Annotated in this window: 19 protein-coding genes; 4 read left to right on the forward strand and 15 right to left on the reverse strand. The window is 56.1% G+C overall.

The features are described 5' to 3' along the window. Positions 1-159 precede the first annotated feature (159 nt). The 12 genes from galE to wbaP all read right to left on the reverse strand — a co-directional run bounded on the left by galE (position 160) and on the right by wbaP (position 15116). Positions 160-1173, reverse strand: a complete 1014-nt coding sequence (gene galE, locus F3J39_RS06805; protein WP_094111755.1) for a UDP-glucose 4-epimerase GalE — start codon at positions 1171-1173, stop codon at positions 160-162. A 44-nt stretch (positions 1174-1217) separates the two neighbouring features. Then, a complete protein-coding gene (gene galF, locus F3J39_RS06810; RefSeq protein ID WP_065648921.1) occupies positions 1218-2114 on the reverse strand; it encodes a UTP--glucose-1-phosphate uridylyltransferase GalF in 897 nt (298 codons plus the stop codon). Positions 2115-2494: 380 nt separating this feature from the next. Next, the gene (locus F3J39_RS06815) at positions 2495-3718 is read right to left on the reverse strand and encodes a glycosyltransferase (RefSeq protein WP_039385372.1); all 1224 of its coding nucleotides are present in this window, start codon (positions 3716-3718) and stop codon (positions 2495-2497) included. 3 nt (positions 3719-3721) lie between these two features. After that, positions 3722-4006 (reverse strand): hypothetical protein, encoded by a 285-nt coding sequence (locus F3J39_RS06820; RefSeq protein WP_108569535.1) that lies wholly within the window; start codon positions 4004-4006, stop codon positions 3722-3724. 221 nt (positions 4007-4227) lie between these two features. Then, positions 4228-6438, reverse strand: a complete 2211-nt coding sequence (locus F3J39_RS06825) for a phage tailspike protein (protein ID WP_166713996.1) — start codon at positions 6436-6438, stop codon at positions 4228-4230. Between the two features lie 58 nt (positions 6439-6496). Further along, positions 6497-7531 (reverse strand): glycosyltransferase, encoded by a 1035-nt coding sequence (locus tag F3J39_RS06830; protein ID WP_108569532.1) that lies wholly within the window; start codon positions 7529-7531, stop codon positions 6497-6499. A gap of 75 nt (positions 7532-7606) precedes the next feature. Then, positions 7607-8359 (reverse strand): glycosyltransferase family 2 protein, encoded by a 753-nt coding sequence (locus tag F3J39_RS06835; protein ID WP_104085192.1) that lies wholly within the window; start codon positions 8357-8359, stop codon positions 7607-7609. A 65-nt stretch (positions 8360-8424) separates the two neighbouring features. Continuing rightward, positions 8425-9342, reverse strand: coding sequence for a glycosyltransferase family 2 protein (locus F3J39_RS06840; protein WP_094111749.1), 918 nt, complete (start codon positions 9340-9342; stop codon positions 8425-8427). A gap of 276 nt (positions 9343-9618) precedes the next feature. Next, complete coding sequence (wzc, locus tag F3J39_RS06845) at positions 9619-11796, reverse strand: tyrosine-protein kinase Wzc (protein ID WP_039385383.1); 2178 nt, start codon at positions 11794-11796, stop codon at positions 9619-9621. A 12-nt stretch (positions 11797-11808) separates the two neighbouring features. Then, positions 11809-12243, reverse strand: coding sequence for a protein-tyrosine-phosphatase (locus F3J39_RS06850; RefSeq protein WP_039385385.1), 435 nt, complete (start codon positions 12241-12243; stop codon positions 11809-11811). A gap of 9 nt (positions 12244-12252) precedes the next feature. Continuing rightward, positions 12253-13383: a polysaccharide export protein gene (locus tag F3J39_RS06855; protein WP_199181677.1), complete on the reverse strand. Its 1131-nt coding sequence runs from the start codon at positions 13381-13383 to the stop codon at positions 12253-12255. Between the two features lie 299 nt (positions 13384-13682). Further along, positions 13683-15116: an undecaprenyl-phosphate galactose phosphotransferase WbaP gene (gene wbaP, locus F3J39_RS06860; protein WP_039385388.1), complete on the reverse strand. Its 1434-nt coding sequence runs from the start codon at positions 15114-15116 to the stop codon at positions 13683-13685. 783 nt (positions 15117-15899) lie between these two features. Between wbaP and F3J39_RS06865 the strand changes: the two genes are divergently transcribed. Continuing rightward, entirely contained in the window at positions 15900-17468 is a 1569-nt protein-coding gene (locus F3J39_RS06865) for a TerC family protein (protein ID WP_108569531.1), read from the forward strand. 181 nt (positions 17469-17649) lie between these two features. Here F3J39_RS06865 and asmA read toward each other — a convergent pair whose 3' ends face one another. The 3 genes from asmA to udk all read right to left on the reverse strand — a co-directional run bounded on the left by asmA (position 17650) and on the right by udk (position 20812). Further along, positions 17650-19446, reverse strand: coding sequence for an outer membrane assembly protein AsmA (asmA, locus tag F3J39_RS06870; RefSeq protein ID WP_166713997.1), 1797 nt, complete (start codon positions 19444-19446; stop codon positions 17650-17652). 59 nt (positions 19447-19505) lie between these two features. Then, on the reverse strand, positions 19506-20087 hold the full coding sequence (gene dcd / locus F3J39_RS06875; RefSeq protein WP_039385394.1) for a dCTP deaminase: 582 nt from the start codon (positions 20085-20087) through the stop codon (positions 19506-19508). 86 nt (positions 20088-20173) lie between these two features. Further along, entirely contained in the window at positions 20174-20812 is a 639-nt protein-coding gene (gene udk, locus F3J39_RS06880; RefSeq protein ID WP_039385396.1) for a uridine kinase, read from the reverse strand. Positions 20813-21045: 233 nt separating this feature from the next. Between udk and F3J39_RS06885 the strand changes: the two genes are divergently transcribed. The 3 genes from F3J39_RS06885 (at position 21046) to yegD (ending at position 25764) form a co-directional block, all read left to right on the forward strand. Next, positions 21046-21657 (forward strand): phosphatase PAP2 family protein, encoded by a 612-nt coding sequence (locus F3J39_RS06885; RefSeq protein ID WP_150016466.1) that lies wholly within the window; start codon positions 21046-21048, stop codon positions 21655-21657. A 118-nt stretch (positions 21658-21775) separates the two neighbouring features. Continuing rightward, positions 21776-24340, forward strand: coding sequence for a diguanylate cyclase (locus tag F3J39_RS06890; protein ID WP_104085195.1), 2565 nt, complete (start codon positions 21776-21778; stop codon positions 24338-24340). 71 nt (positions 24341-24411) lie between these two features. Continuing rightward, the gene (yegD, locus tag F3J39_RS06895) at positions 24412-25764 is read left to right on the forward strand and encodes a molecular chaperone (RefSeq protein WP_104085196.1); all 1353 of its coding nucleotides are present in this window, start codon (positions 24412-24414) and stop codon (positions 25762-25764) included. Positions 25765-25804 lie beyond the last annotated feature (40 nt).

The following is a 25804-nucleotide window of genomic DNA, read 5'->3' on the forward strand; positions in this document are numbered from 1 at the left end:
CTTTTTTACTGCATGTTAATAAAAATATGCATCGGGTCCAGCTTCAGGTTGTTAGCATCTATGAAACGCAAAATGGGATAACCGCTGAGTTGGTCTTAACCCGCAGTTACCCCATTCATAAGTCTCTGTTAACTGTATATGCCTTACCGGCTTATAGAGTTATCTGAATCCATTCGGATTCTTCGACTGCCAGTTCCACGTATCGCGCATCATCGCGTCAATGCCGCGCGTGACGCGCCAGTCGAGTTCATTGTTCGCCAGCGTTGCATCGGCCCAGAAGGCGGGCAGGTCGCCGTCACGGCGCGGTTTGAACTCAAACGGGATCGCTTTGCCGGAAGCCGCTTCGAACGCTTTGATCATCTCCAGCACAGAGAAGCCGACGCCGCCGCCGAGGTTATAGGCTTTATAGCCCTCAACCTTGCTGAGGTGATCCAGCGCTTTCAGGTGCCCTTCTGCAAGATCGACAACATGAATATAGTCGCGCTGAGCGGTACCATCTGGCGTCTCATAGTCGTTACCGAATACGCCGAGCTTGTCGAGACGGCCAATCGCCACCTGCGCAATGTACGGCAGCAGGTTGTTCGGGATACCGGTCGGGTCTTCGCCAATCTCGCCAGACTCATGCGCGCCTACCGGATTAAAGTAGCGCAGCGCGATAGCTTTGAATTTGGGTTCCGCTTTGGCGAAATCGCGCATCACGAGTTCGGTCATCAGCTTGGAGGTGCCATAAGGACTGGTGGTGCCGCCAATCGGCGTGGTTTCCACATAAGGAACCGGGGCGTCAGCACCATATACGGTGGCTGATGAACTGAAGATAAAGTTCCAGACGCCCGCGTCACGCATCTCTTCCAGCAGGACCACGGTGCCGGCTACGTTGTTTTCGTAGTATTCCAGCGGCTTACGCGTGGATTCCCCAACGGCTTTCAGCGCAGCGAAGTGGATCACAGCAGAGATGCTGTGGCTGGCAAACAGATCGCGCAGGCAGGCGCGGTCGCGGATATCGCCTTCAACGAATACCGCTTTTTTACCCGCCAGTTTTTCAACGCGGTTAATCGCTTCGCGTGATGCATTGCAAAGGTTATCCAGAACTACCACGTCGTCACCGCGCTCCAGCAGCGCCAGTACCGTATGGGATCCGATATACCCTGCCCCGCCCGTTACCAAAATAGCCATGTCTACTCCTTGGAAACCGCGCAGGCTGCGCGGTATGGGAATGCTTACTTATCCAGAATCTTATGAATCGCTTCGCGGAAGTCGCGGCCCTGTGCGTTGCTGCGCAGGCCATAGGAGACAAACGCCTGCATGTAGCCGAGTTTACGGCCGCAGTCGAAGCTGGTACCGGTCAGCAGCTGGGCATCAACCGGTTTGGTTTTGCTCAGCGACGCGATGGCGTCAGTCAGCTGGATACGGCCCCATGCGCCTGGCTCAGTTTTCTCAAGCTCAGCCCAGATGTCTGCAGACAGAACATAGCGACCCACTGCCGTCAGGTCAGAGTTCAGCTCAGCGGCATGCTCCGGCTTTTCAACGATGCTGGTGATCGTACTGATATCGCCCGGGTTGTCGATAGGCTGCTCGGTGGTCAGCACGCCATACTCAGAGAGATCTTCATTCGGCATATGTTTTGCCAGAACCTGGCTGCGGCCGGTCTCTTCAAAACGCGCGACCATGGCGGCCAGGTTATAGCGCAGGTGATCGGCAGTAGAGTCATCCAGCAGTACGTCTGGCAGCACAACTACAAACGGGTTGTCGCCAATCATCGGACGCGCGCAGAGTACGGAGTGGCCCAGACCCAGCGGATCGGCCTGACGCACGTTCATGATGGTAACGCCTGGCGGGCAGATGGACTGCACTTCGCTCAGCAGCTGACGCTTAACGCGCGCTTCCAGCAGGGCTTCCAGCTCGTAGGTTGTATCGAAGTGGTTTTCCACCGCATTTTTGGAAGCATGGGTGACCAGCACAATCTCCTTGATGCCTGCCGCCACGCACTCGTCAACGATATACTGGATCATTGGTTTGTCGACGATAGGCAGCATCTCTTTTGGAATGGCTTTAGTCGCAGGGAGCATATGCATACCGAGGCCCGCAACCGGGATTACTGCTTTAAGCTTGGTCATATTTGTTCCATTTTATGAAGTGTAGACATGCATCGATTATGCAGGAATGGCCGCTCGGGCAAGTATAATCTTTATCTGAAAATCCGACACTAACTCTCTGTCACAGCATCAAAAATTAGTTATTTAAGGCGGTGAGCAGCGGTAACTTTCCGGGCAAATTCAAGCGCTAAAGGCGGTCAAAAGCGTGACGTAAATAACATTCGGGCATGGGGTTAAGACCGGCGTTTTTCAGAATGATACGACGCGCATAGGGTGGTCAGACAATAAACAGGGGCGCCATAAAGAGCGCCCCTGCCGGTGGGATTCTGAGCCAGCGCGCAGGTGCCCGGCATTGGCACGCAAATGACCCTGCCGATAGCCTGCCCGGGCTTCTATTCTGCTTACACCATCTGCTCCAGAATTTTCGCCAGTTCCCCGTAGGCAATGTGCTGGTTAAACTCTGTTTCCACTTTATGACGCGCGGCAGCGACTACCGGTGCCACATCTATGTCCCCGCGTGACAGACGCAGCAGCGTAGCAGCCAGCTCATCAGCATCGTTCTCAGAGACCAGCCAGCCGCTGACGTTGTTCTGGATCAGCTCCGGAATGCCGCTGTGGTAGGTGGATACCACCGGCAGCCCTACCGCCATGGCTTCCATCAGCGCTACGGGGATCCCTTCCATATCACCGTCGGCGGCCGTTTTTGAAGGCAGGAGAAAAATGTCAGCGTCGTTGAGCGCCTGGCGGATCTCCTCCTGCGGCTTAAAGCCCGGCATGCTGACCATCTCTTTCAGGCCGGCACGGGCGATATGTTCGCGCATCATCCCTTCCTGCTCGCCATTGCCGATAATGGTGAATTCAAACTGGCCGCCTTTGTCGCGCAGAATTTCACTGGCTTTGACCGCAACGTCCAGCCCTTTTTTCTCGGTCAGGCGCGCCACAGAGACGATGCGCAGCGGCTGGTGAAACGCTTCGCGCGGCCGGAAGTTAAATTTCTCCGGCTCAATGCCCATGCGCGTCACGTGCACTTTTTCGCGCGGACAGCCCATCTCAATCAGCTTGTTCTCCCACAGGTGACTGATAGGCAGCATCAGCTCGCTCTGCTTAAACAGATTGACGTAATCCTGCTTGTGCTCTTCCAGAATATGGCGACGTGAGATATCAGCGCCGTGGAATACGGTTGCCTGCTTGCCTTTCAGCACGCCCAGTTCGCGCAGCTTGTTAGCCAGCGCGCCGGCGTAGCCAAAATGCACCAGAAAGACATCGGCGGTGAAGGTCTGTTTCGCATTAGCGACAATCGCCGGCAGCAGCAGCTTCTTCGCCTGTGCACCGTAGCGGCCCACGTTAAGCGATTTGATCAGCGCCGGTTTGGCAATCTTCGGCAGCATCAGGCCGATACGCTGCGTGAGCTTGTCGAGGTTCGATACCTTCTCTTCCGGCAGCAGATAGTGTGTTTTTGCCGCCAGGTTATAGTCGTCGAACGCGGCGTGACGGTTGATCATATCACCCGGAAACACCGAGATGATTTCAACGTCATAGCCGGCATCAATAAAGTGAGTTACCTGGTTGAGGACAAACGTCTCAGAGGCAACCGGAAAACGCATGGTGAAAAAGGTTAACTTCATCACTTACCCCAGTACAGTCAGAAGTTCTTCGGTGATGCGGTTGCCTGTTTCACGCGCCTGCGCGACCGCGGTATTTACGTTAAGTTTTACATTGCCGTCGTCAGCCAGCACGCTCTTACGCTTTACGCGAGCCATCAGGCTCCGGGGCGTTTTCTGCTGCTGATAACAGCAGGCCGGATCGCTATCCTGCTCTGCGTACGCTGCCTGCAGTAAGTCAGTCATCCCGTGCAAAATTGCGCCATCACCGCCATTCCCGCAGGTATGATTACCCGCCAATAAAATCCTCATACAAACTCCAGATGTATTTTTGTAATTCTTACAAGCCGCCGCTTCTGTCCTGAGCAGCAAAGTGAACTCTGGCAAAAAAAACTGCAATGGGACAACGCCCGAAAAGTAATGCCAACTGCCTGTTATCTAACCTAAAGCTTCTTACGGGATTTCAGGGGCGCATAAATGTGACCCCTGTGTATCCCATTGGGGCGCATTAATGTGCCCCCTGCAGCGTTTATTTATCCCTTAAGGGCGAAATAAGGCATCGCAACCTGCTCGCCGTTGATTATTACCGACACAAATCCTTTTGGCTGACGCGTATCCACCTGCTCCGGTTTCAGCTCGCGTGACGCCATCAGCAGATCGCCCTGCTCATTGCCGCCGATGCCCGCTTTACCGTTATGCAGACTAAAGCGCTGCGGCGCCTGCTGGCTGCCGTTGCCTGGCGTGCCTTTGACCATCGTGGCGTCAACGCGCGCGCAGCGTCCGGTCATAAAGCGATCTTTGGCGGTGCTTTTTATCAGCACCACGGTGGCCGGCGTCCAGCCTGCCAGTCTGACCCAGACTTTGGTATCGGTGTCGGAACGTGCCACCAGCCGCACTTCCAGCACCGGGGAGCTGCCTTCGGCTGACCAGCTCGCCTCCGCTTTCTGCGTTTTGCGCTGCAGCTGGATCACCGCCCGTCCGCCAGTCTGCTTGCCGCCGGTCACCTCCATCATCGGCGCATTATCGGTGCCGGGGCTGAACTGTGACTGGCCAAACAGCTCAATTTCCCAGCTGTCGCCCACGTCCGGCGAGTAGAAATTGCCCAGCTCAAACCACGTCGCCTGATTGGTGTTATTACTCAGGCGGAAGCGCGAGGTGATGTAGTTATATTTAAGGCTGCCGTCGATGGCGACGCCATAAGACTCCACGCGGGTGGAGCCCATCTCCCAGATGCTCAGCCAGCGCTCACCCTGCAGCGAGTTGTCGATCCAGCTGCCTGACTGCAGATTCGTCTGGCGCATATTGAGGCGTGAGTTGCGCGCATTAAGCGGGTTTTTGCAATCCTCCAGGCTCAGCGCGTCGATAATCCACTGTCCGTTAGAGATATCGCCAGGATGCTCGCTGTGCTCAATCCAGCCGTTATGAATAATCGACTGACTGCAGCGCGGCAGGTTCAGCACCATCCCGCCGGTACAGCGCTGGGCGTTAAAGTTAGAGAGCTCTATCGCCGTGCTGTGATCCCAGGCGCCCGCTTTCTGACCTGACCAGCCCGCTTTGATAACATCGCCGGTGCAGGTATCGGCATACCACTGGTCAATTTTGCAGTCGAGCGTATCGAGCAGGCTGATTGAGGTGCCGCCCACGCGGTTAAAGCGCAGGCAGGCGCCGCGAAAGAACTGGCCGCCCGGACAGGTATTGCTGAACAGTCCCTGCCGGTTGGGCCGCTTGTCATTCTGGCCGTTGAAGTTGAGGTTGGAGATTTCAGTCCAGCGCGCTTTGACTTTAAACACAAAGTCGGAGCGGCCATCAGAGACCAGCGTGGTCGCCGGAAAATAGCCGAAGTTAACCATCGCGCCGGAGATGCGGAAAAAGCGTTGCTCCTCCTCGCCGAAGTCACAGCCGGTGACAAAGAACTTACCGGCCGGAAACTGCACGCAGATTGGCTGACTGTTATCGAGCGACCACTGATACATCGCTTTGATGGCCGGCGCCGCATCCGTTTTGCCGTCGGCGATAGCGCCGAATTCAAACAGCGTCAGGCGGTTAAAATCTTCCACCACGCGCCGCCAGTAAAAACCGCTGCCGCTGAAGATGACGCCATCATCATCGCGCGCGTCGCCGTACGTCCCGACAAATTCACCGCCACCCACTTCCAGCCCTTCATGCCAGCTCTTGAGCTTGATCTTGGCGCCGGCAAACAGCGGGCGGGTTTTACGCAGCTCCTCAACGGAGGGGATCTCGCCAATCAGCTGATAGCCGTTTGGCTGGGCCAGACGCTGGCTGAAATTATTCTGGCCGGGGCGTGAGACATCGGTGATGGAGAAGAGCGTGTTTCCTTCGCTGTCTTCCACCGCCATGGAGTGCGCCGGATTGGCAATCAGCGCAGCGTTATCATGAATAAACTGCGCAAAATTACCTTTGTTCAGCGCGATCGGCTGGCTGATTTGCGCCACTTTACCGCTGGCGTCGCGCAGATACACCGGTATCTGATTGCCTTTCTGGCTGGCGTCGCTGCCCGCTTTACCGATCCACAGCCTGCCTTCAAAGTTCTGCCAGAACTGCGGCGGCATGGTATAGACATTTTCCGGCGTAAGGATGGGCACATCGCCCTGCGGCACGCTGGCCGGATCGACCGGCTTCAGCGCGGGCTGGCCGCTTTTCGCCGCATAGCTGGAAAACGCGCTTACGGAAAGCGCGGTGACAATGGAGGAGGCGGCTGCCTGCAACACTTCTCTTCTTTTCATGCTGATAATCCCGTGGTCAAAGTCAGTGTGTCCCGGCAGGCATAAAAAGGCGTGACGCTTATACCAGCGCCAGCCAGCTCTGTTTGATCTGATTACCGTCAAACTTGAGTGCGGTCTCTTTTGTCTTATCGCTCATAGCAAAGAACAGGGCGTCATCGCTGGCAAGCTGTTCCATCCGCGCCAGAAAAGCGGCTTTATCGTTCATCGGCACCAGGAAACCATCTGCGCCGTGGTTGATGATCTCCTGCGGGCCGGTCGGGCAGTCATAGGCAACCACCGGCAGAGACCAGGATTTCGCCTCCAGCAGCACCAGCGGCAGCCCTTCATAGCGCGACGTCATCAGCGCCATATCGCTGTCGCGGTAGTAGTCATTGATGTTGCTGACCTTGCCGACAAAGTTCACGCTGTTGGTAATGCCGAGTGCGGCCGCCTGCTCATGCAGCTGCTGGCGCAGCTCGCCATCGCCGGCAATCGCCAGCGTCCACTCCGGATGCTTTTTGCTGAAATCTGCCCAGATATCCAGCAGCAGATCGAACCCTTTCTGGTGATCAAGCCGCCCGACCGCCAGCGCCTGGCGACTGCGCTGACGCCGTTCAAAGTCTTTGTACACCACCGGATTGGGGATCTGCTGACTGCGGATATGCCAGCGGCTGAAGACCTGCTGATCTTTATCCGTCAGGACAATCACGCGATCGTGGTAGCGCAGCAGCAGCCACTTCATGAGTTTGATCGGCTTACTGAAAGAGTTGATAGCGATATGCTCGCAGGCGTAGGACTTAAAGGTTTTTTTCTTCAGCATCATCAGGTTCCAGAACGCAAACATGACGCTCAGACGGCCCATACTGATGAGAAAAACGCTGTCGAAGCCTTCCTGATGGATACGTGCTACTACGCTTTTAATCGGGTTGCTGTGGCCTTCAAAACTGACGATCTCTTTTACATGTGTAAAGGGGTAAAAGGTTTCGCCATGGCCCTCAAGGGAGTAAACAGTGACGGCGTGCTCTTCACCGAGGCACTCTGACATGAAGTTACAGATGTTCTCGGTGCCCGCATAGGAGTAGGCATCTTTGATCACCAAAACGACTTTTTTCATTTAACGCTTTCCACCTCAAAAATAGTGAACGTAAAACCCCTACTGGCTGCATGACTGCACGCAAACATGCGGATTTCAGCGATGCTTCAGGGCGAAAAGGACGCCATTCACCATATACCAGGTGTAATAGTAATAGACTTTTAATGGGTTGTTTTTGTAGATAATTCTTAATAATTCCAGGTGCCATTTCGCCGCTTTATTTTTGTTGCGCGACAGCGAATCACCCAGCTCGTAATAGTTCACCAGCGTTTTGCGGATCACCCGCGCCTGTTTGTAGCGGGAGAAGAGCTCATACAGGAAAAGAAAGTCTTCATGCCCTTTGCGCTGGAAGAAGATCCCCTGCGGCGGACGACGGAAGCAGACGGATGAAAAGCAGACGCGATACTGCTTCTTCACGAAATTATCCTGCTGCAGGTACGGTTTGCCCCAGGTGATATCGTGTTCGGCGCTCTGCGTTTTATAGTGGTAGTGGGTAATAACGAAGTCATCACCGGCGGCAATGGCGGCAGCCTGCTCAGCCAGCTTCTCAGCGTGCCACTCATCATCGCTGTCGAGAAACGCGATGATCTCTTCGCTGGCAGCACGCAGTCCGACGTTGCGCGTTTCTGCTGCGCCCTGGTTAACCTCATTGCTGAGGATAGTAATGCGCGCATCCTGGCAGTGCTCACGCACCAGGGCCAGAGAGTCATCCGTGGAGGTGTCGTTAACCAGATAGAGATGCCAGTCGCTGTAGGTCTGTTTAACAATCGACTCTACCGCGCGCAGTACCGTTTTACGTGCGTTATACATCGGCATCACAATACCGATGGTGCCAACATGATTTGTCATTTTTATTGCCCGGAGTGTCAGGAACCAAAAAAATTGCTCCCGCGCAGGGAGCAAGTGAATGTGTGTCAGGAGACCGCTTTTCTGCCGCCAAACCGCGATTTCACCTTATCCTTCAGGCGATTCATAAAGTAGGCGCGGTTGTCGCGGTTGGTCAGGAAAAAGTAGCGGGCAAAGCTCAGGCTCGCCTGCAGCGATTTACCGTCCATCTTGTAGCGCAGCGGCAGTTTAAATGCCTTATAGGTATGGACGTCTCGCGTCGTCAGATGCGGCTTCATGCTATCCAGCCAGAAGTAGGAGTATTTCACCGACTCCCCTTTATGCTTAGAGCCAAATTTGGTCACCAGGTGATAGGTTGCCAGCGGTTTGGCAATCATCACAAACTCGTAGCCCATGCGATCGGCGCGGATGCAGAAATCGTAATCCTGATGGCGGATGTAGCGCGTATCGAACTGGATTTTCAGCGCATCCTCGCGCTTCAGCACGATGGTACTGGTCTGGATAAAGCCGTAGCAGCCAAACAGATATTCAGCGACGGTCTCATTTTTGCCCGGCGCCTGCATCGGCATCACTTTCAGAAAGTGGCCATCCTGGTGGATATTGACCTGGCTGAAAATGACGTAGCGTGACCGCCCCTGCGCTTCCAGACGCGCAATGGTGTCGCGTACCTCTGCAAGTTTGTTCGGGTGCCACTCATCATCCGCATCGAGGAAGCTGATAAAGTCGCCTTCAGCCAGTTCAATACCTTTGTTACGGGCGCCGGCGCCGTTGAGTTTGACCTCAGAGAGCTCCAGCTTAATTGTCAGCTCCTGATAGCGCTCACCCTGCACCACCTGCGCCAGCTCGGCCGCATCAGCTGATTTGTCATCCACAATGATGACTTCAAAATTACGATAGCTTTGCGCTTTAACGCAGTCGAGCGTGGTGATAATCGATTTCGACGCGTTATACGCCGGAATAACGATTGAGAAGCGAATGTCCTGCATTGCCAGCACCTCTTAAACAGCTGTTCCAGATCCAACGGTAGCGCGAGCAGGCCATGGAAAGAAATCGGTTTTATTCCGAAAAATCATACCGTTATTACTCTTTCTTCTGAGGATGCCGCGTACCATTACGGAAATACCAAAGATTGTGCTGTGTGTCTGTTTTGCGGTGCAAAACGCACCAAAAAGAGGGTGAGGCTGAAAAGCCCCTGCCCTGCGGTAAGCCGCTATTCTTCACCATAAAAACGGGGCGGATAAACCGCCCCGTGAAGGTGTTATTTAGCTTTTGGCTTCTTTGCCGTACTCGTAGTTGTAGTAGTCGTAGCCATAACCGTAGGCGTTTGACGCTTTGCGTACCACGGCGTTGAGGATCACGCCCTTGATCTCGATGCCGTTCTGCGCAAAGCGCTTGTAGCTGACATCCAGTTCTTTCGTGGTGTTGGTCTCAAAGCGTGCAACCATCAGCGACGTTCCAGCCAGCTTACCAATGATGGATGCATCGGTAACCGCCAGAATTGGTGGGGTATCGATCAGCACCAGATCATAGTTCTTGCTCGCCCACTCCAGCAGCTCACCCATACGACGATGCATCAGCAGTTCAGACGGGTTAGGTGGCACCTGACCGCGTGGCAGGAAATCAAAGCCGTAGACGCCGCGCTGAATCATCGCCGGAGAGAACTCAGTCTTGCCGGAAAGGACGTTAGAGAGGCCCTGCTTGTTATCCGCACCCAGCAGCTCATGGGTATAGCCGCGACGCATATCACCATCGATAAACAGTACGCGCTGACCCGCTTTGGCGACCAGGGTTGCCAGGTTGGCACAGACAAAGGTTTTACCAATGCCCGGGCTGGCGCCGGTGATCATCAGGATGTTGTTCTTCGCTTCCATCATCGCAAAGTGCAGGCTGGTACGCAGGCTGCGAATCGCTTCGATGGAGAGGTCAGTCGGGTTACCCAGCGCCAGCAGCGTATTGTGCGGATCGCTCTTCTCTTTGTGACCACGACGCGCCAGGGCTTCGGTATCTTTCTTGCGCTGCCACTCAGAGAGCGGGACGCTGGCGTAGACGTTCATGCCCAGCTCTTCCAGCTGCTCAGGATTGTCGATACCGTGATGGAACAGCGCTTTCAGCAGCACCAGACCAACCGAGAGCACCAGACCGAGAATCAGACCAGCCAGTACAATCAGCGTTTTCTTCGGTGCAACCGGGCTACCGGCCGTTTCAGCGTTATCGATGATACGCACATCACCTACGGTGCTCGCCTTGCTGATCCCCAGCTCCTGCTGACGGTTCAGCAGCTGCATGTAGATCTCCTGACCGGACTGTACGTCACGCGTCAGTCGCAGGATCTCCTGCTGCGTCTGCGGCATAGAGGAGATGCGCTTGTTCAGCTGAGCCTGCTCCGCTTCCAGCGTTTTGCGTTTATCCAGCAGCGCGCGGTAGGTCGGGTGATCTTTGGTGAACAGCTGCGATACTTCCGCTTCACGGAAGGTCAGCTCGTTCAGCTGGCTCTGCACGCTGACAGAGGTATCCAGAGCGGATTTGGCTTCCAGCGACATATCCACTGACGCGTTCTGACGACGGAAGGTGTTCAGCTTATCTTCCGCATCATCCAGCTTGGCGCGCACCTGAGGCAGCTGATTGCGCAGGAACTGCAGGCTCTTTTCCGCCTGTTCAGATTTACGCTCAACGTTCTGCAGCAGGTAGTTGTTGACGATCTGGTTCAGGACACGACTCGCCTGCTCCGGATCTTCATCACGATACTCAAGGCCCAGTACGCCGGTGCTTTTGCCTTTATCGGCTACGGTCAGCGCGCCCAGAACGGTTTTAATCGCCTGCAGGTCGGTCAGTTTCGTGACGCTGAAGGTCGTGCCTTCATCCGCCTGAATACCGCTGACCAGCATAGTGACTTCGCCATGCTGCTCCAGCTGACCCACGCGGCCCTTGAACAGCTCGTCGCCGTCGCTGCTTACGGTATAGGTATCTGCACCGGTTACTTCCAGCTCAACGGTACGCTTATCGATGCTGCGCGGGATTTCCAGGCGTGAGATAGCGATCTGGCCTGGCTTGTTACCCATCAGGCGCGACAGGCCTTTACCGATAACCGGGAAGTAGTGCTGCTGCACCACGCTGTCCAGGCCCAGGTCCTGAACGGTTTTACCGATAACCATACGGGATTCAAGGATCTGAATCTCGGTATCGGATGCCGGCATGGCTGGTAGAACGTCGGTCAGGTCGTTCAGCACCGAAGCGGTGTTCTTCTGCTCAACCTGAACCATGGCGTCTGCGCTATAGATTGGCGTCGCAAACAGTGTGTAGAGCGTTGCCACCAGCATAAAGAAGGCGGTAACGGCAACAATGATCCAGCGGTGATCAACCAGCTGTCCCACAAGATGCGCCAGATCCCATCCATTCGAATCTTCTTTTGGCGCGGTCATGACCTTGTTTTTAATATTCATGGATAATCCCAACTATCGGCTTAATACGTTGACCCATTTCTGGGTTGCGTTGTCCAGTAACCCGTACACAGCGTCGAAGGCCTCACGGCTCTTTCGGTACGGGTCCGCAATTTCCTGTTGATTAAGCCAGTGCCCCAGCAGCATCGTTTTTCCGCGCGCGGCGGGATCGATGCGGTTGACCTGCTCAATGTGGCGCTTCTCCATCACCAGAATCAGGTCGAAGTCACGGCACATCTCTGCCGTTAACTGCTGCGCCTGATGTCCGTCGAGCGAGAGGCCATGTTCAGCGGCAACCTCACTGGCCATCTTATCGGCCGGGTACCCTTCCAGGGCACCCAGGCCCGCCGAGGCCACGCGCGTTTGCGGCAGTGCACGCTTCAGCAGCCGCTCGGCGGTTGGCGAACGGCAGATGTTACCCACACAGACCACTAACACTGACTTAATCATGGTAAAACCTTAGTTCGACCAGTTGCGGAAGCGCAGCGCTGACGAGCTTGCATCGTCGATACCTACGATGGTCGGCAGCAGTCCGGAGATAACGCGGTTCCAGCGGGTAATCGGTGTCGCGGTGACGTAGACGATGTCATACGGTTCCAGCTGGAACTCCGTACCCATCACCATTGACGCCGCATCCTTGGTATTCAACTGATAGATGTTGGCGATTTTGGTGCGGTTCGCGCCGCGAATCGGACGGATAACGAACACGCCGGTTGCATCAGAGGTGGTCTGATCCATACCCTGCGCGTTGCCCAGTGCTTCTGCCAGCGTCATGCCGCTGCGATCCATCTTCAGCGTAGCCTGCTGACGCACTTCACCCATCACAAAGACTTTCAGGTCGTCATTACGCGGAACGTAAAGAATGTCGCCCGGATAGAGCAGATGGTTCTGGCTGAGGTCGCCATTTTGCATCAGCGCCTGCAGCGAAATACGCTGCTCGCGGCCGTTGTGCGTCAGCACGACGTTGCGCCAGTCAGCATCAGCAGCCAGGCCGCCCGCGGCGTTAACCGCATCCAGCACGGTAAGCGGCACGTTGGTGATAGGCTGCTGACCGGAAGTGGTCACTGAACCGGTGATATACGCTTTCTGCGAGCGGAAAGACGCCAGGTTAACATCTACCTGCGGGCTTTCAATGTACTGCGCCAGACGGCGCGCAATCTCAGCACGCACTTCCGTTACGGTGCGACCCGCAACGCGTACCTTGCCGATGTACGGATAGAAAATCGTACCGTCAGCCTGTACCCAGTTGCCGGTGTCGCTGGCGCTGCGATACTGGCCGGCCGGGGTCGTCAGCTCCGGGTGATCCCAGACGGTGACATTCAGCACGTCGCCCACGCCGATGCGGTATTCGTAGCTCTGAATCTCGTTCTGCAGCTGTGGGTTAGCCTGTGCAACCAGTGGCTTAGGACGCATCTGTTCAACCAGACGAGGAGTCATCGGGAAGACGTTTACGTATTTATCGATGTCAAAGTTGCTATCCTGTTGCTCAATGACATCTTTTCCGCTGGTCGTAAGGTGCGAACCTGGTTCAATGGTGCACCCGGAGAGAAAAGTTGCGGATACCAGTAAAGGTATCAATTTAGTTTTCATTATCATCTGGTTATTCGCTATCAGTTAATGATTGATAGAGGCGAAAACGCCGCTGTGTAAGCGTCTTACAAAAATTTAATTTAACGGGTTAAACACTGAAACTGTGGGTCATTATCATTGCTCCCTTGGTTTTTATGTTGTCACCGTGCCCCCGGACGACATCAATTAAAGCGGAATAGTGCAGCTCAACAACCTCTCCGCTTTAATCAGGCTCGATAATGGCAGTGTTCAGATAACAAGACTCCCAGCACCGGCAGTTATTCAGCGAGAGAGATACCCTCCCCCGCCTTCGCTGTCTATCAATATGCGCCGTCGCGCTTAAGCACTACGCCGACTGTCTTAAACAGAATCGCGATGTCATTCCACAGCGACCAGTTTTTGACATACCACGAGTCGAAATAGACGCGTGTTTCGTAGTCAACGTCGTTACGACCGCTGACCTGCCACAATCCCGTCATGCCTGGCTTCGCCATCAGGTAGTAATCTACATCCCCGGCATAACGGCAGAGTTCATCTTCAATCACCGGACGCGGCCCGACAAGGCTCATGTCACCACGCACCACGTTCCACAGCTGCGGCAGCTCATCCAGACTGGTTTTACGGATAAAATGGCCGACTTTGGTAATACGCGGGTCGTTTTTCAGTTTGAAATCTTTATCCCACTCCGCTCGCGCAACCGGATCGGTGCGCAGCACCTCCTCCAGCACTTCTTTGGAGTTAATCACCATTGAGCGGAACTTCAGGCATTTAAACTTACGTCCGTTCATACCGACGCGTTCGTGACCGTAAATCGGCGGTCCGCCATCGCGGCCAACCATAAAGCCGAGGACCAGCAGCGCCGGCGACAGCGCCACGATAATACCGAGCGCACCAACGATATCGAACGCGCGCTTGAGGAAGCGCGAGGTACGCTTCGCCAGGTTATTGTTTACACGCAGAATCATCACTTCGTGGCTGAAGATATAGGCCATATCCGTACCATAGAGCGGTACACCACGCAGCGTCGGAATAACGGAGACTGAACGGCAATTGTGCATAGCCAGGTTTTTCAGCCACAGATCGCGATGCTGACTCTGTTCAGACTCAACCGCAACGATAAACTGCGTTTCGCTGTTGGTTAACTGCCAGAGCTCAGCTTCGTTATGCAGTACCGGTACGCCGGAAATGCTGGCCTGCGGACAGCTGCCGTCGACATCAAAGAAGGCGATAACGTCAAAGCCCATCACCTCTTCACTCTGCAGCGCCTGCCAGGCTTCCTGTGCGTTACGGCTGCTGCCAATGATGATGGTCTGCTTTTTCCACATACCAAAATGGTTCAGTACCCGTTTGGAAACGGCACGCGCCACCGGGATCAGGATCAGCGCCAGAATCCAGGTGAGTACCCAGACAAAACGCGACATCTGCCACTGCGATAATGCAGAAATAGACAAATCGATAACCGAGAAAATAAACACGGTACGAAATATCTCTTTCAGCTCAAACCAGAAAGGTTTGCGGTAAGTGTAATGGCGCAGACGAACCCAGAACCAGCCCGTACAGATAATTGACAGACAGATGTGAGTAGCAATTTTTAAATTGAGATCTTTTTCAGAGATATCAGCCAGTGGCGAGTCAGATAATGAATTAATCAGGGCGAGTGCAATAAACAACGCCGCGTTAAAACAAATTAAATCTGAGCACGCCAGTAAAAATTTGGTCAGAAGACTTTTATATGTAAATTCGTTATCGCGCATATTTAACTCTTTTATTTTATTTCCCTAATCCCTAACGCTACAGGCCTGTGTAATAAATGAGCGATACTCAGTCGGAGCCTGTTGAGCAAACTGCGGCGAACTCCCCGGTATTTAGGTCAATTCTCTATTGCTTTTCGCCAGAAAATTGTGATAAATACCAACGGATTAGTCTGAGTTCCATTGCCGCTACACCAGACAGTTCATTTCCTGTTTAAGCCGGTTCAGGCACGCTACCGCCCCTGGCTGTCGCTGCCAATACCGCCTGCTCATCCTGTTTTGCGCTTTTTTAACCATTTTTCCAGGATAACTCCTGGCAGGATCGTGCAGGTTCACAATTCACAACTTTAAAATGCATTACCCTGCGCTATTAACCAGATTGGCGCAGACATTTACTGACACGTTGCTATACTAGTTATTACTGGCTTGTTTACAAGTAGGGCCCGTGCCCCCTGTGCTATTTTAGGAAAAAGACTACCAGCCATTAGTAATGACGCCACATCTGCCGCGCAATCAGCGGTGAAAATTCAGAATTATTCGGATATACGATTGGTAAAATGTACGCGGCAAACCTCACCACCTGGCATAACAATTAATTGTGCGCGACGCCCCTCCTCCTGCATTCTTAATCCATACATTTTGCTTATTTTGCCTGCTGCACTCTAAACATTTTCCCGATTGACACGTATAACCTTATACCAGCAGGGTCGGCAGGGTTTTGCCCTGTTTCCGGCCATTCACTATCATCAGATTAAACCCATTTTGAGACATTACGGTGACATGAGTATGTGGGAGTGGATCCTTGATCCGTCGCTCTGGGCGGGATTAGTAACGCTAATCATTCTGGAACTGGTGCTGGGCATTGATAACCTGGTGTTTATTGCCATTCTGGTCGAAAAGCTTCCGCCGCTGCTGCGCGACCGGGCGCGCGTGATTGGCCTGATGCTGGCGCTGCTGACCCGCCTCGGGCTGCTGGCCTCGCTTTCATGGCTGGTCACGCTGACACAGCCTCTGCTCACCCTCTGGCAGCATAGCTTCAGCGCACGCGATCTGCTGCTGCTGCTGGGCGGTATTTTCCTGCTCTATAAAGCGACCACTGAGCTAAATGCGCGACTCGAAGGGGGTGACGATGAGGGTGGTCAAAATAAGAACGGCGCTAAATTTTGGCCGGTGGTGGCGCAGATCGTGGTGCTGGATGCCATTTTCTCCCTCGACGCCGTCATCACAGCAGTGGGCATGGTCAATGAGCTGCCGGTAATGATGGCCGCGGTCACCATTGCTATTCTGCTTATGCTGCTCGCCAGCAAGCCGCTGACACGTTTTGTGAATAGTCATCCCACGATTGTAATCCTCTGCCTGAGCTTTCTGCTGATGATTGGCTTCAGCCTGGTTGCAGAGGGGTTTGGCTTTGTTATTCCCAAAGGGTATCTCTACGCCGCTATCGGTTTCTCTATTCTGATTGAAATGCTCAATCAGCTGGCGAGCTTTAATCGCCGCCGCTTTTTGTCAGCCGGCCGTCCGCTACGCCAGCGCACGGCCGAAGCGGTCCTGCGCATTCTGCGCGGAGAGGCGCAGCGTGCTGAACTGGATGCGGATACGGCCTCGCTGCTGAGCCATAGCGATGAAGGCGCTCTGTTTAATCGTCAGGAGCGGCTGATGATCGCCCGGGTGCTGGGGCTGGCGCAGCGGCAGATCAACACCATTATGACCTCCCGGCACGATGTGGAATCGGTTGATTTAAGTGAAGCGCCTGAAGAGATTATGGCGAAGCTCGATCGCAATCAGCACACGCGTATTCTGGTGACGGAAAATGGCCGCGATCCGCTGGGGGTGGTGCACGTTATCGATCTGCTGCATCAGTCGCTGCACAGTGATTCCCTTGATCTGCGCGCGCTGATCCGTCAGCCGCTGGTGTTTCCGGAACGGGTAACGCTGCTGCAGGCGCTGGAGCAGTTTCGCCAGGCGCGCACGCATTTTGCCTTTATTGTCGATGAGTTTGGCTCCGTCGAAGGCGTGGTGACGCTGAGCGACGTGATGGAGACGATCGCCGGTAATCTGCCTAATGAAGGAGAGGAGCTGGATGCGCGCTACGATATTGAACCCGGCCCGCAGGGAGGCTGGATCGCAAACGGGCATATGCCGCTGGACGATCTGGCGCTCTATGTCGCGCTGCCGGTAAATGATAAACGCGATTATCACACGCTGGCCGGCCTGCTGATGGACACGCTGCAGCATGTCCCCGAAGAGGGTGAAGAGCTGCGGATAGGAGATTACCTGCTGCGCGCGCTGCAGGTGGAGAATCATCGGGTGCAGAAAGTGGAAATTATGCCGCATCCTTTATCAGAAGCGCCGTAGCAGCGTCCCTGTAAACGTAGGGGGCGCATTAATGCGCCCCTGGTGAATCCACAACCCGGCATTCGGGCGCCGTAAACGACGCCCCTACAAAACCGTAGGGGGCGCATTAAGGCGCCCCTGGCGTGTTTATGCGACCCAGCCGTGTTGATGCGCCCCTGGTGGTTAACGCGCACCTGCCGTATTAATGCGCCCCTGACGGGTGGCGATCGAGCCACTGATTAAGACGCGATTTTGCTTCGCTCTGCAGCTGCTGGCGCACAACATCATCTATCGGCAGCGAATATTGCAGTTTGTCCCAGCGACCATACATACGGAGCGGAATGGGCTGCTGATTCAGGACTTTTGCCAGACGCTCGTCCCCTTTCCAGCCGCGCAGCATCATATTGATGGTGACATCCAGCTGCTGTTGCACAACGTCAACGGTTCCGCGCGTCTGAAGCGCCAGCTGGCTGCTGCCGCCCTGCAGATCGGTAAACGCTACTTTTCCCTGCTGCAGGCTGATATGGCCCGCCAGCTGCTGTATGCCCTGGCTATCAGGCTGATCGTTGGTGACCTCACTACTGGCGCGCGCGACGGCGCGGCGTACCATCTGTTGCAGATTAAGCTGCGTAAGCTGCAGATTGGTGGCCTCAAGATCGGCACTGCCCTGCCAGTTCTGCTTCGCCTCTTCTACACTCAGCCCGGCTCCACTCACCTTACCCTGCAGCGATAGCGTCCCCTCAAGCGCAGCGGGCAGCGCCAGCGCTTTCAGCAGAGGGGCAATCGCAATATTCTCCAGTTCAGGCTGAAACGCAGCCCGGGTAACCGGCTGCCGGATATCAATCTGACCCGGCAGCGAGAAATGACCGTCACCCAGCCGGCCCTGTAACCGGCTGAGCGTCATCAGACCCTGCTGATTGCTGGCGTCGATCTGCAGGTTACTGAGCGTCAGCCCGCGCCACTGGCTCTGGTCCGCCTTCAGGGCAAGCTGCAGATCGAGCGTATTAAGCGGTGAATCGGCGTTATTGCGCAGTACCGGTTCCGCAATGACCGGCGGCTGCACCGGCGCGGCCTGCACGGTCCCGCTGCCGCTGCTGACCGGCGTACTGACGGCGAGGTTATCGATGTTTAGCGAGGTTGCATGCAGCGCCAGGCGCAGCTGCTGCGGCATTGCAATGCGTCCTTCCGCGCTGCCCTGCAGCGTACTGTCATTGGCAGTAAGCTGCATATCGGCCAGCGAGAACTGCTGTTTATCGGCATTCCATATCGCTTTTCCGCTCAGCGCGCCTTTAATTCCCTGCACCGGCAGGTTCGCGCCATCCAGCGCATAATCAAGCTGCGCCAGCTCGCCGCTGACCTGATGCGGATAGCGTGAGACATCCATCTCGCCCTGCAGATTAACGCTGAGATTGCGCTGGTTACGCGACAGGCGCGTGCTCAGCTCAATGTGGTTCTGTTTGCGGCTGTCCTGATCCAGGCTCAGATTAAGATTGCGGAAGTTGTACTCTTCCCCGCCCGGCTGCTGCCAGATAAGCAGGCTGTCAGCCACGCGCAGTTTCGCAATGGCCAGGCTCCAGCTCTGTGAGGCGGCTAATGCCGGCTCGCTGTCGCCAGGGCCGATGGGGGCGCCGCCAGGCTTCTGCGGCGCGCTCTCCGGCGTGGCGCGGATAATCGCGTTTTTCAGCATTACCTGACTGACGCTGAGCTGATGCGTGAGCAGCGGCCAGAGGTCGACGTCCAGCCGCATATTTTCGGCGGTCACCAGCGGCTGGCTGGCACCGGGTGCGGTGAGGCTCATACGTCCGGAAAGAATGCTGAGCTGAGGCCAGACGTGCCAGCGCAAATCGCTGCCCGTGACCAGCTGATAACCACTGCGCTGCTCTACCTGTTTTACCATGTAGGCGCGAAAGTCGTTGGGGTTAACCAGTAGTACCAGTGCGGCCATCCCTGCCACCACTACCACTAACAGGATGGCCAGCGTGGTTATCAATCTTCTCATTGCATCCTCAATGTGATGATCCGCGCCTCGTCAGCCCTGCCCGGGCGCGGGTACAGCGATTAATCTTTATCGATACGGCTGGCGTCAGCACCCTGCTGACCGCGATATTTTGCATCTTCACGCCGGTTATAGGGACGCGCGGCCGGGCCCGACAGCGGTTCAAAGCTCAGCGCTCCAATCAGCATACCGGGACGCAGCGCCAGCGGCAGCTTGCCGGAGTTGTAAAACTCCAGCACGATACGCCCCTGCCAGCCCGGATCGATGCGGTGTGCCGTAACGTGAACCATTAACCCTAGTCGTGCCAGGGAAGAACGTCCATCCAGCCAGCCAACCAGATCGTCCGGAATGGTCACCGACTCCAGCGTCACCGCCAGCGCCAGCTCACCCGGATGCAGGAAAAACGCTTCGCCATCCGGTAATACAATCTCGTCACTCATCACCCGATCCAGCGCGGCGCTTACCGCCTGCTTGGGTCCGCTCAGATCGATAAAGGCGGCAGTATGGCCGCTGAAGGTACGAAACCCGTTACCCAGCCGCACATCCACCGTGGCGCCGTTAATGCGTTCCACCGGCGGACGCGGCTCAATGGCCAGCTTGCCGCTGTCGAGCCAGGCTTCAATATCGCGATCGCATAATCTCATCGCAGAAACTCCCTAATTAAAGTGTAGCGAAAGGCCGCCAGCACGGTGACAGCCCTGACGCATTCGATCCATGCCGAAACAGCGTATTAAAGATACTGATTAATTTTCGCTTTGAGAATATCGATAGCGATACGGTTCTTACCGCCGCGCGGCACAATAATGTCGGCGTACTGTTTGGAAGGCTCGATAAACTGCAGGAACATCGGACGGACCGTTTTCTGATACTGATTCATGACGGAATCCATAGAGCGACCGCGTTCATTCACGTCGCGCTTCATGCGGCGCATCAGACAGATATCCAGCGGGGTGTCGACAAAAATAGAGAAGTTCATCTCCTGACGCAGGCGCGCGTCAGTGAGCAGCAGAATGCCCTCAAGGATAATCACTTTTTTTGGCTTCAGATGAATGCTTTCACTGGTGCGGGTATGTTCAACATAGCTGTAAACCGGCAGATCGATATCCTGTCCTGACTTGATCGCACGCAGATGCTGCAGCAGCAGATCGTGATCCATCGCGCTCGGATGGTCATAGTTGGTTTTTACCCTCTCTTCCATGGTGAGGTGGCTTTGATCTTTATAGTAGGCATCTTCGGGGATCACACCGATATGCTCGTCACCGACCTGGTCACGGATTTCACGAAAGAGCGTGCTGGCAATAAGGCTTTTTCCGGATGCAGATGCACCTGCGATGCCAACGATCACGCACTGATGGGACTTGTCAGTCATACTTTTTTGAGACCTGATAACTGGGAGCACGCCTCTGCCGAAGCAGCAACGGGCCAAATGAGAGGGTTTGGTGGCGGCAATTATAGGTATTTCGCCGGTTTGACGCCAGAGTAAATGCGGCGGCGCCCTTTTTCAGAAAATCTCCTTTTGGCAGGCAGCCGCTGAACCGATAGACTGTCGGGCTGCCCGCGCCCGGTTTGTGCGGGTCGCCCGTTAGCCCTGCAAGGAAAAATATGAGCTGGAGAACACTGACCTATTTTGGCGACAGCATGCTGCTGATCCCCACCGCGGTGATCATCGCCCTGGTGCTGCCGTGGAAAAGCAGCAGTCAGCGTACCGTCTGGTACTGGCTGCTGGCGTTTGGTCTCGCCGGGCTGCTGGTCAGCCTGTCTAAAATTATGTTTCTTGGCTTTGGCATCGGCAGCGCACGCTTTAACTTCACCGGCTTCAGCGGCCACAGCGCGATGTCCTCCACGCTCTGGCCGGTAATGATGTGGCTGATCTCCGGGCGCTGGTCCACTTTCTGGCGCGCCGTGACGATCGCCATCGGGTATGCGATCCCGCTGATGGTGGGTTTCTCCCGCCTGGTTATTCATGCGCACTCCGTCAGTGAAGTGCTGGCGGGCCTGCTGCTCGGTTTTACCCTGAGCAGCGCGTTTCTCATCAGCCAGCGCCGCACGGTATTGAAAGGCTTTAGCGCCCTGCAGGTTGGCGTCGCCTTCCTGGTGCCGCTGCTGCTGATGAGTCACGGGCGCGTCGCCACCACGCAGCAGTTCCTGGAGCGTCTGTCGGTCAAGCTCGCCGGACTGGAAAAACCGTTTAAGCGTGCCGACCTTTTTCGCTGACAGCGCCATGACTTAAGCCAATTCAGCGTAAAGATCCTGTCTGAATGTGCTAGCATGCAGGGCAGAAACTGACTGGCGTATTTTCCCCATACCGGGTTGCGCGCTGCTGGACTGGTACATGATTGTTGAGATAGTCACCGCGCAGGATAAATCGCCAGGCCGCTGGCTGACTGCCGTTACGCTGAGCATACTGGCTTTTCTGCTTACGCTGTTTTGTCTGGAGCTGATTGTGGTCAGCGGTCGTATTTCGCCGCTGTGGTACTCAACGGCGCTGATGACCGGCGTCGTTTTCCGCGCGCCGCTAAAACATATTCCGCTGCTGCTGGCGGGCTGCGTCGCGGGCACCGCGCTGGCAAATCTGCTGGTTATTGGTCCCGCGCTCAGCAATGCTAAATTTGCCCTTCTGAATCTGATACAGGCGCTGCTGGCCGGCGGCATGCTGCGTCTGCTGCTGAACCGCCGCGCGCCGCTGAACGCCCTGCCCGACTGGATCCGCTTTGCGCTCTGCGCCGGCCTGCTGGCTCCTCTGCTGGGCGGGCTGATTGCGATCTGGCTGCTGCAGGTGGATCAGCAGGCGCTGCTTCCCTTCTTCTCCACCTGGGTGATTTCGGAAGTGATCGGCGTGCTGGCGTTTGGTCCGGTGGTACTGCTGTGGCCCGCTAAGCCGCTGCGTGAACTGATCGCGCCGGGCCGCCAGCTGGAGACCCTGCTGACGCTGCTGGTTACCCTGCTCGCCAGCTATCTCTCCCTGCGCTTTCTGCCGTGGCCGTTTACCTTTATCGTGGTGATCCTGTTCTGGTGTGCGGTCCGGCTGCCAAAATTTGAAGCGTTCCTGCTCTGCTTTATTAATGCCAGTTTCATTTCGCTGCTGCTGGCGCTGGACTGGGTCAACCCGGTACAGAGTGGCGCTTCGCCCGGTCTGGTCTCTGCCTGGCTGCCCTTTCTGCTGGTGCTGCTGCCCAGCCATGTCATGGCGCTGATCATGGACGCCTTCCGGCGCGAGAAAAACCATATCACCGAGAGTGAAGCGCGCTTCCGCAATGCGATGGAGTACTCTGCTATCGGTATGGCGCTGGTCGGCACCAACGGAAAGTGGCAGCAGGTGAACCAGTCACTTTGCCGTACGCTGGGTTATCGCGCCTATGAACTGACGCAGCTGACCTTCCAGGAGATCACCCATCCGGACGATCTGCACAGCGATCTGCAGCTGATGGAGCGTCTGCTGGCGGGCGACCTGATGTCCTATACCTTTGAAAAGCGCTATTTTCGCAAAGATGGCGAGATCGTCTGGTCGCGTCTGACCGTCTCTATGGTGCGCGACGCGCAGCAGCAGCCGCTCTATTTTATCGCGCAGATTGTCGATATCTCCGAGCTGCGGCAGAGCGAGCAGCGCAACCGCCAGCTGATGGAGCGCATTACGCTGGCCAATGAAGCGGGCGGCATCGGCGTCTGGGAGTGGAACCTGAAAACCGGGGAGATGCTCTGGGACAAGCGCATGTATGAGTTGTTTGCACTGGATCCGCAGCAGAAACCCACGTATGACCTCTGGCTGCATCTGGTCGATCCTGCCGAGCGCGAAAGCCTGGCGCTGATTGTGCAGCAGGCGATTGAGCGCCGCTCGGCCTTTCATCTTGAGTATCGTCTCAACCTGCCGCACGGCGTACAGTTTATTCGCTCAGAAGCGAACCGTATCCTGAGCCAGGATGGACAGATCGAGCGCATGCTCGGGATCTGCCAGGATATCACCTCACTGCGTACCCTTAATGACGCGCTGTTCCAGGAAAAAGAGCGTATGGCGATCACCCTGGATTCGATTGGCGAAGCGGTGATCAGCACCGACGATGAGATGTGCGTGACCTTTATGAACCCGGTTGCTGAAAGCCTGAGTGGCTGGCCGCAGGAGCAGGCGGCCGGCACGCCGCTTGGCGAGCTGCTGAATATCACGCGCGGCGCTGACGGCCCGCGCATCGACAATCTGCTGCTTTGCACGCTGCCGGATGAAAAAATCTCTCCGGCGCTGGATGAGGGACTGGTGCTGCATACGCTGGCAGGCGCGCAGATAGAGATCCACTACAGTATTACGCCGCTAAAAACCCTGGCCGGCAGCACTATTGGGGTGGTGATGGTCATTCAGGATGTCAGCGAATCGCGCCAGATCATGAAGCGTCTGAGCTATAGCGCGTCACACGACATGCTGACGCAGCTGCCTAACCGGCCCAGCTTTGAAGATCGGCTGAAACGGCTGGTGAATGATGCGGCCGTCACCGGCACGCCGCATGTGCTGGTGTTTATCGACCTGGATAAATTTAAAGCGGTCAACGATACCGCCGGCCATGCGGCGGGGGACGCGCTGCTGCGCGAGCTGGCGGTGCTGATGCAGCAGCAGCTGCGCAGCAGCGATATGCTGGCGCGCCTCGGCGGCGATGAGTTTGGCATCCTGCTGCCGCACTGCGAGGTCGATCAGATCCGCGATCTGGTGCAGGGCATCGTGAATGTCGTCAATAACTATACATTTTACTGGAAAACGCATCCTTACCAGGTGGGTGCCAGCGCCGGCATCACGCAGATTGATGCGCGCAACTGCCTCAGCAATGTGGTGATGTCGCAGGCCGATGTCGCCTGCTACAGCGCCAAACATGCCGGGCGCGGTCAGTATCAGGTTTATCAGGATGCAGAGAGATAAAGCACTGCATATTGCCAGCATGACCAGCCTGCGCTAAAGTCGCCCCCTTTTTTTCTGGCATGGGGCATAAGATGTATATCGGTTTTGACTACGGCACAGCGAACTGCGCTATTGCAGTAAGCGATAACGGCACGCCGCGGATGCTGGCGCTGGAAAATGACCAGCCGCTGCTGCCCTCAATGATCTGCGCCCCGGTGCGCGAGGCGATCAGCGAATGGCTGCATCGCCACCATCAGGTGCCCACGCCCGCGAGCGAAAACACCGCCCTGCTGCAGCGCGCGCTGCGCTACAACCGCGAAGAAGATATCGAGATAACCCCTGGCAGCGTGCAGTTTGGCCTGACCGCGCTGCAGCAATATATGACAGAGCCGGAAGATGTCTGGTTCGTCAAATCACCGAAATCCTTTTTGGGCGCCTCTGGCCTGAAGCCGCAGCAGATCGCATTTTTTGAAGATCTGGTGTGCGCCATGATGCTGCATATCCGCCAGCAGGGTGAAGCGCAGCTCGGGCAGCAGATCAACCAGGCGGTTATCGGTCGCCCGGTCAACTTTCAGGGGCTGGGCGGTGACGATGCCAACCAGCAGGCGCAGGGGATCCTGCTGCGTGCGGCACAGCGCGCCGGCTTTCGTGACGTTGAGTTTCAGTTTGAGCCGGTGGCCGCCGGGCTGGACTTTGAAGCCACGCTGGACAAAGAGACGCGCGTGCTTGTGGTCGATATCGGCGGCGGCACCACCGACTGCTCCATGCTGCTGATGGGGCCGGAGTGGCGCCAGAAAGCTGACCGCCACGCCAGCCTGCTGGGGCACAGCGGCTGCCGCGTCGGCGGCAACGATCTCGATATCATGCTGGCGTTTAAAACGCTGATGCCGCTGCTGGGTCTGGGCGGCAGCACCCGCAAGGGCACGGCGCTCCCCGCCCTGCCGTGGTGGAACGCTGTCGCAATTAACGACGTTCCGGCACAGAGCGAGTTCTACTCCGCCGCCTGCGGCAAGCTGCTGCAGGATCTGGTGCGCGATGCAGAAGAGGGAAACCGCGTGGCGCATCTGCTCAAAGTATGGCAGCAGAAGCTAAGCTACCGGCTTGTACGCGCGGCTGAAGAGAGCAAAATTGCGCTCTCAGCGCAGGCGGAAACGGATGCGTCGCTGGCGTTTATTGCGCAGTCGCTGCAGGCGGAGATCAGCGCGACGCAGCTGGAAGAGGCGATCAGCCAGCCGCTGGAGCGGATGCTGGAGCAGGTACAGCTGGCGCTGACCACCAGCGAGACCCGACCGGACGTGATCTATCTTACTGGCGGCAGCGCACGCTCGCCGCTGCTGCGTGCGGCGCTGCAGCAGGCGCTGCCTGATACCCCGATTGCCGGCGGCGACGACTTTGGTTCGGTGACCGCCGGACTGGCGCGCTGGGCAGAGGTGATGTTCCGCTAGCGGATCGTAACAGGAGGCGCAGCCTGCGCCTCCTCCCTGC

Source organism: Pantoea sp. Acro-807, from assembly GCF_011752675.1.
Taxonomy (GTDB): domain Bacteria; phylum Pseudomonadota; class Gammaproteobacteria; order Enterobacterales; family Enterobacteriaceae; genus Pantoea; species Pantoea eucrina.